At 70.5% G+C, this 12,490-nt stretch carries 13 protein-coding genes; 6 read left to right on the forward strand and 7 right to left on the reverse strand.

Features of this window, described 5'->3' with window-relative positions:
• Nucleotides 1–58: 58 nt before the first annotated feature.
• Nucleotides 59–985: a metallophosphoesterase gene (locus ABT300_RS24010; protein WP_351679194.1), complete on the reverse strand. Its 927-nt coding sequence runs from the start codon at nucleotides 983–985 to the stop codon at nucleotides 59–61.
• 255 nt (nucleotides 986–1,240) lie between these two features.
• Between ABT300_RS24010 and ABT300_RS24015 the strand changes: the two genes are divergently transcribed.
• A complete protein-coding gene (locus tag ABT300_RS24015) occupies nucleotides 1,241–1,705 on the forward strand; it encodes a GatB/YqeY domain-containing protein (RefSeq protein WP_351679197.1) in 465 nt (154 codons plus the stop codon).
• Between the two features lie 193 nt (nucleotides 1,706–1,898).
• Here ABT300_RS24015 and ABT300_RS24020 read toward each other — a convergent pair whose 3' ends face one another.
• Entirely contained in the window at nucleotides 1,899–4,178 is a 2,280-nt protein-coding gene (locus ABT300_RS24020) for a transglycosylase domain-containing protein (protein WP_351679200.1), read from the reverse strand.
• Nucleotides 4,179–4,585: 407 nt separating this feature from the next.
• Here ABT300_RS24020 and ABT300_RS24025 point away from each other — a divergent pair, with 407 nt between their 5' ends.
• On the forward strand, nucleotides 4,586–4,924 hold the full coding sequence (locus tag ABT300_RS24025) for a WhiB family transcriptional regulator (protein WP_173985868.1): 339 nt from the start codon (nucleotides 4,586–4,588) through the stop codon (nucleotides 4,922–4,924).
• Nucleotides 4,925–4,944: 20 nt separating this feature from the next.
• Here ABT300_RS24025 and bagB read toward each other — a convergent pair whose 3' ends face one another.
• Both bagB and bagA read right to left on the reverse strand, forming a co-directional pair.
• A complete protein-coding gene (bagB, locus tag ABT300_RS24030) occupies nucleotides 4,945–6,360 on the reverse strand; it encodes an ATPase BagB (protein WP_351679202.1) in 1,416 nt (471 codons plus the stop codon).
• A complete protein-coding gene (bagA, locus tag ABT300_RS24035) occupies nucleotides 6,357–7,334 on the reverse strand; it encodes an ATPase BagA (RefSeq protein ID WP_351679205.1) in 978 nt (325 codons plus the stop codon). The genes bagB and bagA overlap by 4 nt, the downstream gene beginning before the upstream one ends.
• Before the next feature lie 120 nt (nucleotides 7,335–7,454).
• Here bagA and sp36 point away from each other — a divergent pair, with 120 nt between their 5' ends.
• The 4 genes from sp36 to ABT300_RS24055 all read left to right on the forward strand — a co-directional run bounded on the left by sp36 (nucleotide 7,455) and on the right by ABT300_RS24055 (nucleotide 9,983).
• On the forward strand, nucleotides 7,455–7,613 hold the full coding sequence (gene sp36, locus ABT300_RS24040; RefSeq protein WP_020129281.1) for a Sp36 family protein: 159 nt from the start codon (nucleotides 7,455–7,457) through the stop codon (nucleotides 7,611–7,613).
• Nucleotides 7,610–8,074 (forward strand): RidA family protein, encoded by a 465-nt coding sequence (locus tag ABT300_RS24045; RefSeq protein WP_351679208.1) that lies wholly within the window; start codon nucleotides 7,610–7,612, stop codon nucleotides 8,072–8,074. Before sp36 ends, ABT300_RS24045 begins: the two co-directional genes overlap by 4 nt.
• A gap of 102 nt (nucleotides 8,075–8,176) precedes the next feature.
• Nucleotides 8,177–9,055, forward strand: coding sequence for an NUDIX hydrolase (locus tag ABT300_RS24050; protein WP_351679210.1), 879 nt, complete (start codon nucleotides 8,177–8,179; stop codon nucleotides 9,053–9,055).
• A 97-nt stretch (nucleotides 9,056–9,152) separates the two neighbouring features.
• Nucleotides 9,153–9,983, forward strand: a complete 831-nt coding sequence (locus ABT300_RS24055) for an MBL fold metallo-hydrolase (RefSeq protein WP_351679212.1) — start codon at nucleotides 9,153–9,155, stop codon at nucleotides 9,981–9,983.
• 57 nt (nucleotides 9,984–10,040) lie between these two features.
• On the opposite strand, the gene ABT300_RS24060 is transcribed toward ABT300_RS24055, so the two are convergent.
• From ABT300_RS24060 to ABT300_RS24070, 3 genes are all read right to left on the reverse strand, one after another.
• Nucleotides 10,041–10,868 (reverse strand): nucleotidyltransferase domain-containing protein, encoded by an 828-nt coding sequence (locus ABT300_RS24060; protein ID WP_351679215.1) that lies wholly within the window; start codon nucleotides 10,866–10,868, stop codon nucleotides 10,041–10,043.
• 243 nt (nucleotides 10,869–11,111) lie between these two features.
• Nucleotides 11,112–11,786, reverse strand: a complete 675-nt coding sequence (locus ABT300_RS24065) for a Crp/Fnr family transcriptional regulator (protein ID WP_020129286.1) — start codon at nucleotides 11,784–11,786, stop codon at nucleotides 11,112–11,114.
• 235 nt (nucleotides 11,787–12,021) lie between these two features.
• The coding region (locus tag ABT300_RS24070) for a hypothetical protein (RefSeq protein ID WP_351679217.1) at nucleotides 12,022–12,490 on the reverse strand (469 nt) is incomplete at its 5' end.

Genomic DNA, 12,490 nt, shown 5'->3' on the forward strand with positions numbered 1-12,490 from the left:
TGGACCGTTCGGGGGACGCCGCGGGCCTGCGAAAGAGAGGAACCCGATGAGAAACCCGTTACTCCCGCTCCACCAACGTCAGCAGCGTCACCTCGGGCGGGCAGGCGAAGCGGACGGGGGTGTAGCGGCTGGCGCCGCAGCCCGCCGAGACGTGCAGGTAGGAGGTGCGGCCCTCCGCCGTGTGGGTCGACAGGCCCTTCACGCGGGCCGTGTCCAGGTCGCAGTTGGTGACCAGGGCCCCGTAGAAGGGGATGCAGATCTGGCCGCCGTGGGTGTGACCGGCCAGGATCAGGGGGTAGCCGTCCGCCGTGAACGGGTCCAGGGCCCGCAGGTACGGCGCGTGCACCACGCCCATCGAGAAGTCGGACGACTCAGAGGGGCCGCCGGCCACCCGCGCGTAGCGGTCGCGCTTGATGTGCGGGTCGTCCAGTCCCGTCAGCTCGATCGACGCGCCCTCGACCTTCAGCACGCCCCGGGTGTTCGTCAGGTTGAGCCAGCCTGTGGCGTCGAAGCCGTCGCGAAGGTCCTCCCACGGGTTGTGGACGACGTCCACCGCGGGCGCGTTGCCGTTCAGGCCGTGCCGGCCCTGGACCTTCTCCAGCAGGTAACGGGCGGGGTTGCGCAGTTTCGGGCCGTAGTAGTCGTTCGAGCCGAAGACGTACGCGCCCGGGAACTCCATCAGCGGCCCCAGCGCGTCCAGCGTCTCCGGGATGCCCTCGGGGTCGGACAGGTTGTCGCCCGTGTTGATCACGAAGTCGGGGCGCAGTCCGGCCAGCGAGCGCAGCCAGCGCTGCTTCTTGCGCTGGCCGCCGACCATGTGGATGTCCGAGACGTGCAACACGCGCAGGGGGCGCATTCCGGCGGGCAGGACGGGGACGGTGACTCGCCGGAGGCGGAAGGAGCGGGCCTCGAAACCCGCCGCGTACACCAGACCGGCGGCGCCGGCCGCCGCAATGGACAGAGGTACTCCGTATCGCGCGCGCATACGTCCATCGTCTCAGACCGCGCCACTGCTTCCGTCCGTCCGTTCGTTCGTTCGCCGGACGAGGACGTGGATGAAAGAGGGGATGAGGACGACGGTCCTCTGCGTCACCCTGTCGTCGAGCCGCCTCGCCGTCCCTCAAGGGGCCTGCCCGTGTTGGCCCTTGAGGCGTGCGGGGTGACCCGGCCCGGCGCCCTTCCCGCACCGCGCGGTAAATGACCGGGCGTCGGGCAGTCCACACCTGCGACAATCAGACGCATGACCACGCTCAAGTCGAAGCTGCAGGAAGACCTCAACGCCGCGATCAAGGAGCGCGACGAGCTCCGCTCCTCGACGCTCCGGCTGACGCTCACCGCGATCACCAAGGAGGAGGTCGCCGGCAAGGAGAAGCGCGAGCTCTCCGACGACGAGATCCTCAAGGTGATCGCCAAGGAGGCGAAGAAGCGCCGGGAGGCGGCCGACGCCTTCGCGCAGGGCGGTCGCCCGGAGAGCGCCGAGCGGGAGAAGGCGGAGGGCGAGCTGCTCGACGCGTACCTGCCCAAGCAGCTCAGCGACGACGAGCTGAACGACATCGTCGGGCAGGCCGTCGAGGAGGCGAAGGCGGCCGGCGCCGAGGGGCCGCGGGCCATGGGCGCCGTGATGAAGATCGTGAACCCGAAGGTGGCCGGTCTGGCGGAGGGCGGCCGCGTCGCCGCCGTCGTCAAGAAGCTGCTCGCGGGCTGACCTGACGGGACTGATCCCGCAGGCGCGCCGACCGGCGGAGCCGATCCTGCCGGCTCGCTGAAACACAACGGTCCCTGACCCTCCTCACGGGAGGGTCAGGGACCGTTTTCACGCCTTCGGCTCAGCCGGGTCGGCCGGACCCGCTCGCCCCGGCCCGTTCAGCGCCTCTGCCGGTTCAGCGGCCCGGCCGGTGTCAGCCGCGTCCGCCGCTGTTGTCGTTGCCGTTGCTCTGGCCCTGGAAGAAGCCGCCGTTTCCGTTGCCCCGGTTCGCGCCGCCGTTGGTGTTCCCACCGTTGGTGAGCAGTCCGCTGAGGAAACCGCCGTCGTCCCCGTTGTCGCCGTCGTTGCCGCCGTTTCCGTTCCCGTTTCCACGGCCGTCGTTGTCGCCGCGGTCCTTCTCCGGGGGCTTCGGGATGAAGACCTTGTTGAACGGCGTGGGGTCCTTGCCCTCAAGTGCGCCGGTCATGGCGTCGCGCCAGATGGGGCCGGGAGTGTCGCCGCCGTAGACCTCGCCGTGGTAGCGGCCGCCGATCCAGATGTTGGTCATCTCCACCTTCTGGGTGGCGCTGCCGACCCAGACGGCGCCCGAGAGGTTCGGGGTGTAGCCGACGAACCAGGCGTTCTTGCGGGAGTCCGTCGTACCCGTCTTACCGGCGTTGTCACGACCGGACAGGCCGGCCTGCTTGCCCGTGCCGGAGTCGACCACGCCGCTCAGCAGCGTGTTGACGGTGTCCGCGGTCTTCTCGCTCATCGCGCGCGAGCACGTCGACTTCGGGACCTGCAGCGACTTCTGCTGGTCACCGACCTTCTGAGTGATCGACTCGATGGCGATCGGGGTGCAGTACATGCCGCGGGAGGCGAATGCGGCGTAGGCGGTGGCCATCGTCAGCGGGGAGATGCCCTTGGAGCCGAGGGCGATGGCGGGCACCTCGGGGAGCTTGTCGCCGTTGCCCTGTACGACGTGCAGGGCGTCGGTCATCTTCACCACCGGACACAGGCCGATGTCGGAGATCATCTGCACGAAGTAGGTGTTGACCGACAGCTCCATGGCCTTCTGCAGCTGGTACGGGCCCTTCTCGGACGCGCTCTCGTTCTCCAGCGACTCGCCGTTGGTGTTGACCCATGCCTTGCTGTCACAGGTCTGAACCGGGCTCGGATACTTCATCTCGTACGGAGACGAGTACTGCTGATTCGCCGGGCGCCCCTCCTCCAGCGCGGCCGCGGCCACGAAGGGCTTGAAGGTGGAGCCCGTCGGGAAGCCGAAGTTCGAGCCGCCCATGGAGGAGTTGACCGAGTAGTTGTACTCGGTCTCGTTCTTGCCGTAGCCGTACGGCTTCGACTGGCCCATGCCGAGGATCTTGCCGGTGCCGGGCTCGACGAGGGTCGCGGCCGCGGCGACCTTGTCCGACTTGTAGACGTGGTCCTTGAGCGAGTCCTGCACGGACTTCTGGGACTGCGGGTCGAGCGTCGTGCGGATCGTCAGGCCGCCCTGGTTCCAGACCTTCGCCCGCTCCTCCTTGGTCTTGCCGAAGACCGGGTCGCTGAGGAAGACGCGCTCGACGTACTTGCAGAAGAAGCTGGCGCCCTTGACGGCCGTGATGCAGCCGTTCTTCGGCTTCTTGACCTTCAGGCCCAGCGGCGCCTTCTGCGCGGTGGCCGCCTGGGCCTCGGAGATGTCGCCGACCTCGGCCATGCGCTTCAACACGGTGTTACGGCGCTTGGTGGCCTCGGCCTCGTCGTTGACCGGGTCGTAGCGGCTCGGCGACTGGACGATGCCGGCCAGCAGCGCGGCCTGGGGGAGTGTGAGGCTCTTGGCGTGCGTGGAGAAGTAGCGCTGGGAGGCCGCTTCGACGCCGTAGGCCTGCTGACCGAAGAACGTGATGTTGAGGTAGTTCTCGAGGATCTTCTTCTTGGTGAGCTCTTCCTCGAGCTGGATCGCGTACTTCAGCTCCTTGATCTTGCGCCCGATGGTCTGCTGCGTGGCCTGCGCGACCTTCGTCGGGTCGTCGCCCGCCTCCTCGACGGCGACGTTCTTCACGAGCTGCTGCGTGAGCGTGGAGGCGCCCTGGGACACCCCGCTGTTCTGCACGTTCTTGTTGAGCGCGCGCAGGACGCCCTTGAGGTCCACCGCGCCGTGCTCGTAGAAGCGCGAGTCCTCGATCGCGACGATCGCCTTCTGCATGTAGGGCGAGACGTTCTTCAGGTCGACCACCGTGCGGTCACGTGAGTAGACGGTGGCGATCTGGCCGCCCTCGGAGTCGAGGATCGTGGTGCGCTGGCTCAGCGGCGGCGTCTTGAGATTGGCCGGGAGCTCGTCGAACGACTCCACCGACCCCTTGGCGGCCAGGCCCAGCGCGCCGACGGCGGGCAGGGCGATGCCCGCCAGCACGGCTCCCGCGAGCACACTGACACCGAGGAACTTTGCGGCCTGCTGCGTTGGCGACAGACCACCGCCCGAGCGCTTCTTTGGCATGAGGGCAGCCTACGTTCTCATTCGCCGGACACGCGTCAATGCCTTGGCCTAAGCTGCTCGCAACTGTCACAGCAGCAGGGCTACGTATCAATACGTCCGGCGACCCCGAATCGTTCCGGATGTTCCCCGACTTTTTTGGTGGGGGTGTGCCCGAATCCGCCTTGTGTGTCACCCGGCGTCCGTTGTGACTCAACTGAACTGTCCCGTTCGCCGGGAAAGTCATACATGTCGCAGGCTCACTCCCCCGGGTGATCTGCCGCTTACGCATAGTCCGTTCGGGCCATTCAAGATTGGGCCCGAAGGGGGTGTTGCGCTGTGCCCGCCTTCCGTAACGTCCTCAACTGGCGGCGGTGAATATGCCGCTGCCGCCGTGGGGGAGCCTCGATTCGGGAGAGGACGGCGCCGGTATGGGCTGGGTTACCGACTGGAGTGCGCAGGCCGCCTGCCGCACTACCGATCCGGATGAACTGTTCGTTCAGGGAGCAGCGCAGAACAGAGCCAAGGCGGTGTGCACCGGATGTCCGGTACGCACCGAATGCCTGGCCGACGCGCTCGACAACCGCGTCGAGTTCGGCGTGTGGGGAGGCATGACGGAGCGCGAGCGCAGGGCACTGCTGCGCAGGCGGCCGACGGTGACCTCCTGGCGCCGGCTCCTGGAGACGGCGCGTTCGGAGTACGAGCGTGGGGCGGGCATCCTGCCGCTCGACGACGATCGGATGTACGAGACCTTCGCGGCGGTGGGCTGAGGGGAACCCTCGGCTCAGGCTCAGGAACCGGCGGTCTCGGGCAGCTCCGGCCGGTCGGACGCGAGTCGCTGTCCGATGTCGCGCAGCCCCGCCAGGTCGTGCACGTCACCGGGGAGCGCGGCCACTTCGGCCACCGCCACCTCCGGGTGGAGCGCGGTGAAGCGGTCCCGTGTGCGTTGCTCGCGGGAGAGCAGGTGCATGCGTTCCGCATGCAGTCTGAGCAGGCCCGCGGTGAGATCGTCCACGGTCCGGTCCGCGTCCGCGCCGTCGTGCGCGTCTGTGGTCGGCGTCCCGTCCGCGCCGCTGGTCCCGGGGTGGTCCGTGTGTGCGTCCGAGTCCGTGCTCCGGGCCGCTCCGGTGGGGGCGTCGCGCTCCGGATCAGGTGCGGAGGGTGCTGAACTGCCTTGGGTGTCGGGAGAGTTACGAACTCCAGCTTTCCCGCCGTCCTGATCCACAATGCCGGGCTCTTCAAGATTTTCCGCAGCGGCGAGCGCCCGCTCGGCGGACAGCTGGGCGGCACCGCTGCCGTGGACCCGATTGAGCACGAGACCGGCCAGCGGCATGTCCTCGGCGGCCAGCCGCTCCACGAAGTACGCGGCCTCCCGCAGCGCGTCCCGCTCGGGAGCCGCCACCACCAGGAACGCCGTGCCGGGCGCCTGAAGCAGCTTGTACGTGGCGTCCGCGCGCGTGCGGAAGCCGCCGAACATCGAGTCCATCGCCGCGACGAACGTCTGCACGTCCTTCAGCAACTGCCCGCCGAGCAGCTTGCCCAGCGCGCCGGTCATCATCGACATCCCGACGTTCAGGAACTTCATCCCCGCGCGGCCGCCGACCTTCGCCGGCGCGAGCAGGACGCGGATCAGCTTGCCGTCGAGGAACGAGCCGAGCCGCTTCGGCGCGTCCAGGAAGTCCAGCGCCGAGCGGGAGGGCGGGGTGTCGACGACGATCAGATCCCACTCGTCCCGGGCCCGCAGCTGGCCCAGCTTCTCCATCGCCATGTACTCCTGCGTGCCCGCGAAGCCCGCCGAGAGCGACTGGTAGAAGGGGTTGCCCAGGATCGCGGCGGCCCGGTCGCCGTCCGCGTGCGCCTCGACGATCTCGTCGAAGGTGCGCTTCATGTCGAGCATCATCGCGTGCAGCTCGCCGTCACCCTCCACGCCCTTGACGCGGCGAGGGGTGTTGTCGAGCGAGTCGATGCCCATGGACTGGGCGAGCCGGCGCGCCGGGTCGATGGTGAGGACCACCACCTTGCGGCCGCGCTCGGCCGCCCTGAGCCCCAGGGCGGCCGCGGTGGTCGTCTTGCCGACACCGCCCGAGCCGCAGCAGACCACGATGCGCGTCGCCGGGTCGTCGAGCAGCGGGTCGAGGTCGAGCACGGGCGCGGGGGTGAGACGGCGAGCGGCGGCCCCCTGGTCGTGCGTCCGGTCCGCGCTCATGCGATCCCCTGCTTCCGCAGTTCGTTGGCGAGCTGGTACAGGCCCGCGAGGTCCATGCCCTCGGCGAGCAAGGGCAGTTCGTGCAGCGGCAGATCCAGCTCGCCGAGCACCGCGCGCTGCTCGCGCTCCAGCGCGTACCGCTCGGCGTACTCCTCGGCCTGCCGAAGGAGAGGGTCCACCAGCCGCTCGGCGTGCCCGCCCCGCCGTGCCCCGCCGAGCCCGGCGGCGGACAACGACCGGGCGACTGAAGAACGCGTCACGGTCCGCGCGAGTTCCAGGCCGTCCTCGTCCAGCATCTCCGGCCGCACCATGTTGACGATGACGCGGCCCACCGGCAGTTTCGCCGCCCGCAGCTCGGCGATGCCGTCCGCCGTCTCCTGGACGGGCATCTCCTCCAGCAGCGTGACGAGATGCACGGCGGTCTGCTCCGACTTCAGGACCCTCATCACAGCCTGCGCCTGATTGTGTATCGGGCCGATCCTGGCCAGCCCGGCGACCTCGTCGTTGACGTTCAGGAAGCGGGTGACGCGACCGGTGGGCGGGGCGTCCATGACGACGTGGTCGTACACGAACCGCCCGCTCTTGTCCTTGCGCCGTACCGCCTCGCACGCCTTGCCGGTGAGGAGGACGTCCCTCAGGCCGGGCGCGATGGTGGTGGCGAAGTCGATCGCGCCCAGCTTCTTGAGGGCCCGCCCGGCGCCCCCCAGCTTGTAGAACATCTGGAGATAGTCCAGAAGGGCCAGTTCGGGGTCTATGGCGAGGGCGTAGACCTCACCGCCCCCCGAAGCGACCGCGATCTTGCGTTCCTCATAGGGCAACGCCTGAGTCTCGAAGAGCTGTGCGATGCCCTGCCGGCCCTCCACCTCGACGAGAAGCGTCCGCTTCCCTGCCGTGGCGAGGGCCAACGCGAGGGCCGCGGCGACCGTCGTCTTGCCGGTCCCGCCCTTGCCGCTGACGACCTGGAGCCTGCTCACGTCTTCGAGCGTAACCAGTCCGCGCCCGAGGCAATCGGGAGGCTGTGGACAACGGGGGCGGCAATCGGCCACATGGCCTGTGAAACAGGGGGCTGCGCGCCAGCGGATACAGTCGCCCCCATGACCAAGTGGGAATACGCAACTGTGCCGCTGCTCGTCCACGCCACGAAGCAGATTCTGGACACCTGGGGCGAGGACGGCTGGGAACTCGTCCAGGTCGTCCCCGGGCCGAACAACCCGGAGCAGCTCGTCGCCTACCTGAAGCGGGCGAAGGCGTGAGCGCGGTCGAGGCGAGGCTCGCCGAGCTCGGCCTGACGCTGCCGGCGGTCGTGCCGCCCCTCGCGGCCTACCAGCCCGCGGTGCAGTCCGGCCCGTACGTCTACACCGCCGGCCAGCTGCCCATGGTCGACGGCAAGCTGCCCGTCACCGGCAAGGTCGGCGCCGAGGTCACCCCCGAGGAGGCCAAGGAGCTGGCCCGCACCTGCGCGCTGAACGCGCTGGCCGCCGTCAAGTCGGTCGCGGGCGACCTGGACCGCGTCGCGCGCGTGGTGAAGGTCGTCGGCTTCGTGGCCTCGGCCTCTGATTTCACCGGTCAGCCCGCCGTGCTCAACGGCGCGAGCGAGCTGCTGGGCGAGGTCTTCGGCGACAAGGGTGTGCACGCGCGCAGCGCGGTGGGCGTCGCGGTGCTGCCGCTGGACGCGCCGGTCGAGGTCGAGATCCAGGTGGAGCTCGCCCCTTAGGGCCTGCCCCGCCGTCCCCGGCGGCGGGCAGGCGTCCCGCCGGAGCCCGCTGACCTCGGGGAGCTCTCGAACATTCGCGCACCACGGGATAGCCTCGCGCCCATGGCGAATGGGCAGTGGTTTCCCCAGGACTGGCCGGAACGCATCCGCGCGCTGGCGGACGGCGACCTCGTTCCGGTCGTCCCGAAGCGCGCGGCCACCGTCATGCTCCTCAAGGACACCGACACCGGCCCTGTGGTGCACATGCTGCGCCGACGCGCCTCCATGGCCTTCGCCGGAGGCGCGTACGCCTATCCCGGCGGCGGCGTCGACCCTCGCGACGACGACCGGCACGTGCGCTGGGCGGGCCCCACGCGCGCGTGGTGGGCCGAGCGGCTGGGCGTCGACGAGACGGCCGCACAGGCGATCGTCTGCGCGGCCGTGCGGGAGACCTACGAGGAGGCCGGCGTCCTGCTCGCGGGGCCGACGCCCGACTCGGTAGTCGGAGACATCACGGGCGCCGACTGGGAGACGGACCGGGCCGCGGTGGCGGCCCGCGACCTGTCCTTCGCCGAGTTCCTCGACCGCCGCGGCCTCGTCCTGCGGTCGGATCTGCTGGGCGCCTGGACGCGCTGGATCACCCCTGAGTTCGAGCCCCGCCGCTACGACACCTGGTTCTTCGTGGCCGCGCTGCCGCAGGGACAGCGCACCCGCAACGCGTCCACGGAGGCCGATCGCACGGTGTGGATCCGCCCGGCGGACGCCGCAGCCTCGTACGACAAGGGCGAGCTGCTGATGATGCCGCCCACCATCGCGACCCTGCGCGGGCTCACCCCGTACGCCACGGCGGCACAGGCGCTCGCCGCGGCCCCAGGCCTCGACCTCACGCCCGTCCTGGCACAGGCCCGGCTGGTGGACGGCGAGGTCGTGCTCTCCTGGCCCGGGCACGACGAGTTCACCAAGCGGATCGGCGCCGAGGCCACCGGAAAGGGGCCCGCATGACGGCCTTCCACACGGCCTCCCACTCGCCTATCCACAGGGCTTTCCGCTCGGCCCGCCACTGCGGCGTCGCACCCGGCGCCGGGGAAGGGGGTCGGGCATGACCGACGCAGCCGCCCTCCCCGGCCAGCCCCGCGGCGGAGCCCTCTCGGGCCCGGCCACCGCGCGCGCGGTCAACGTCCTCGCCCCGAACGCGTCCGCCATGACCCTGGACGGCACGAACACCTGGATCGTCTCCGAGCCCGACTCGGACCTGGCCGTCGTGATCGACCCGGGACCGCTGGACGACGGCCATCTGCGCGCGGTCGTGGACACGGCCGAGCGGGCCGGCAAGCGCGTCGCGCTGACGCTGTTGACGCACGGCCACCCCGACCACGCCGAGGGCGCCGTGCGCTTCGCCGGGCTGACCGGCACGAAGGTCCGGGCCCTGGACCCGGCGCTGCGGCTGGGCGACGAGGGTCTGGGCGCCGGGGACGTGATCGCCGTGGGCGGTCTGGAGCTGCGGGTCGTCCCGACGCCCGGCCACACCGCCGACTCCCTGTGCTTCCATCTGCCGGCCGACCGGGCCGTCCTGACCGGCGACACGATCCTGGGCCGGGGCACGACCGTCGTGGCGCATCCGGACGGTCGTCTGGGCGACTATCTGGACTCCCTACGGCGGCTGCGGTCCCTCACGGTCGACGACGGCGTCCACACGGTGCTTCCCGGCCACGGTCCGGTCCTGGAGGACGCCCAGGGCGCCGTCGAGTTCTACCTCGCCCACCGCGCCCACCGCCTCGCCCAGGTCGAGACGGCCGTCGAGAACGGCCGGCGCAGCCCCACCGAGGTCGTCGCCCACGTGTACGCCGACGTCGACCGCTCCCTGTGGCCGGCGGCGGAGCTGTCGGTGCGGGCCCAGCTGGAGTACCTGACGGAGCACGGACTCATCTGACGTCCCGGTGAGCCCCGCTCGGCCCGGCTTCGTCGAGCCCGGCCGGGGCGGACCCGGTCAGGCCTGTTCGGCCGGTCTCAGGGCCTTCACGCCGTGCACGCGCGCGTACTCCCGCGCGAGCCAGGGGCCCACGTCGTCGACGTAGGAGGAGAGGACTCCGCGGTCGCCCCGCGGCTCGTACCCGAGGACGGCCGCCGCCCGGAGCTGCTCCGCGCGCCGCGGGTAGTACGCGCCGAAGGCCTGCGCCATCTCGTGGAGGTCGCTCGTCCAGCCGTTCCAGCGGGGCATGACGAGGGTGAAGGCGGTCCGTACGAGACGCCGGGACATGGACCGGACGAGGGGCCGCCGGGCGTCCTCGGAGTCGGCCGCGGCGACGCGCTCGCGCCAGCGCGGCAGGAGGCGGGCGAGGTCGCCGTTGGTCTCGCGCGCCAGGAGGGAGTCGGGGCGGTAGCGGGGGAGGTACTCGGCCAGGTCCTCGCCGAGCAGGGGAGTGCACAGGCAGGCCACGAACCATCCCAGGTCGTGCGTCCCCAGGTCGCTCAGCACGCTCGGCCGATCGACCAGGAGCGTGCCACAGCCGTCGATCTGCGGGAACTCGCCGTCGAGAGCCTCGTCGAGCGCATCCGCCGCCGCCCGGTCCCGAGCGGTCGGCTCCTCGCGCAGCACGACGAGCAGGTCGAGGTCGCTTCGCCCCACGCGCGCGGCGCCGCGCGGGATCGACCCGTAGAGGTACGCGCTGTGCAGCTGGGCCGCGAAGACGTCGAGGATCCCGTCCCGGGCGCCTGCGACGACCGGTCGGAACGCCGTCGGCACGCGCGTGAGGGAGCCTTCGCGCGCGATGTACCCCTGGGCGTCGAGACCTCGAGAGGGAAGCGTTTCTGCCATGGGACCACTGTGCTGCCGGCGGCGGCGCCTCGTCGGATCATTTTCGGGCGCGGCTGCCTGCCCCGCGCGGGGCAGGCAGTGCCCCACCGGGAGAACGAGGCGGTAGCTCAGCTCAGGGCGTCGGCGGAGGCCTGGGGGCGGGTGGCCCCCAGGGACGGACCGTCAAGGCGACCGGCGCGTCACCCTTCGGGCGGCTGGCGCCACTCCTAGGGCGGTCGGCGTCATCCTTCGGGCGGTCGGCGGCTAGCGCGAGCGCTTGGCCAGTCGCTCGACGTCCAGCAGGATGACGGCGCGTGCCTCGAGGCGCAGCCACCCGCGCTGGGCGAAGTCCGCCAGGGCCTTGTTCACGGTCTCGCGCGAGGCGCCGACGAGCTGCGCCAGCTCCTCCTGCGTGAGGTCGTGGACGACATGGATGCCTTCCTCGGACTGCACGCCGAAGCGGCGCGAGAGGTCCAGCAGGGCGCGGGCCACACGACCGGGAACGTCCGAGAACACCAGGTCGGACATGGCGTCGTTGGTCTTGCGCAGTCGCCGGGCGACGGCGCGCAGCAGCGCGGTGGCCACTTCCGGGCGGGCGTTCAGCCAGGGCTGGAGGTCGCCGTGGCCGAGGCCGAGCAGCTTGACCTCGGTGAGGGCGGTGGCCGTCGCCGTCCGCGGGCCCGGGTCGAAGAGCGACAGCTCTCCGATGAGCTCGCTGGGGCCGACCACGGCCAGCATGTTCTCCCGGCCGTCCGGGGAGGTGCGATGGAGCTTGACCTTGCCCTCGGTGACGACGTAGAGCCGGTCGCCCGGATCGCCCTCGTGGAACAGGGAGTCGCCGCGGGCCAGGGTCACCTCGCTCATGGAGGCGCGCAGTTCCGCGGCCTGCTCGTCGTCGAGTGCCGCGAAGAGCGGGTTGCGCCGCAGAACGTCGTCCACGAGTTCTCTCCTTGTCGACCTGCTCGGGGGATCTTGCTCCCCCGAGTACCAGGGGACCGTGTTCCCCACTCTGCCGGAAGGTCCAAACAGTGTGATCTGTCACAAGGATGCCGCACACATGTCCTGAGGTAAGCGGCAGGGGTCCAATTGGGGGCTGATCTTCAGGGTCCGGGGCGGATGTCGGTCCCGGGCTTTAGGCTGGCCGGGTGTCCAAAACGCCGGTGAGAGCACAGGCCTAGGGGGCTGGGCGGGTGGTTGTACGACGCGTTTCCGCTGTGGGCGAACAGAACTCTGGTGGTGGTAGGAAAACGGCAAAGGTGGCAAACGAGATGCCTGGTGACAAGGCCGTGGAAGCGGCGGGCGGGGCAGCCGCGGGCGAGGGGCGAGCCGAGAAAGCTCCCGCCGAGAACGTCGAGAAAGCTTCGGCTCCGGCCGGGAAAGCTCCGGCCGAGAAAGCTTCGGCTGAGAAGGCGCCCGCCAGGAAGGCGCCCGCCAGGAAGGCGCCCGCCAGGAAGGCGCCCGCGAAGAAGGCTCCGGCGAAGAAGGCGCCCGCCAAGCGGGTCGCCGCCCAGAAGGTCGCCACGGCAGAAAAGGCTGCGAAGCCCGCGAAGGCTGCGAAGCCCGCGAAGGCTGCGAAGCCCGCGAAGGCTGCGAAGCCCGCGAAGGCCGCGAAGGCTGCGAAGGCCGCTGTCAGGAAGCCCGAG

This window comes from Streptomyces sp. NPDC001027, from assembly GCF_040299045.1.
Classification (GTDB): domain Bacteria; phylum Actinomycetota; class Actinomycetes; order Streptomycetales; family Streptomycetaceae; genus Streptomyces.

Excerpts from the sequence above, each read along its gene's own strand:
- ABT300_RS24010 (WP_351679194.1), bottom strand. The coding sequence starts at position 985 with ATGCGCGCGCGATACGGAGTACCTCTGTCCATTGCGGCGGCCGGCGCC.
- ABT300_RS24015 (WP_351679197.1), top strand. The coding sequence starts at position 1,241 with ATGACCACGCTCAAGTCGAAGCTGCAGGAAGACCTCAACGCCGCGATC.
- ABT300_RS24020 (WP_351679200.1), bottom strand. The coding sequence starts at position 4,178 with ATGCCAAAGAAGCGCTCGGGCGGTGGTCTGTCGCCAACGCAGCAGGCC.
- ABT300_RS24025 (WP_173985868.1), top strand. The coding sequence starts at position 4,586 with ATGGGCTGGGTTACCGACTGGAGTGCGCAGGCCGCCTGCCGCACTACC.
- bagB (WP_351679202.1), bottom strand. The coding sequence starts at position 6,360 with ATGAGCGCGGACCGGACGCACGACCAGGGGGCCGCCGCTCGCCGTCTC.
- sp36 (WP_020129281.1), top strand. The coding sequence starts at position 7,455 with ATGACCAAGTGGGAATACGCAACTGTGCCGCTGCTCGTCCACGCCACG.
- ABT300_RS24050 (WP_351679210.1), top strand. The coding sequence starts at position 8,177 with ATGGCGAATGGGCAGTGGTTTCCCCAGGACTGGCCGGAACGCATCCGC.
- ABT300_RS24055 (WP_351679212.1), top strand. The coding sequence starts at position 9,153 with ATGACCGACGCAGCCGCCCTCCCCGGCCAGCCCCGCGGCGGAGCCCTC.
- ABT300_RS24060 (WP_351679215.1), bottom strand. The coding sequence starts at position 10,868 with ATGGCAGAAACGCTTCCCTCTCGAGGTCTCGACGCCCAGGGGTACATC.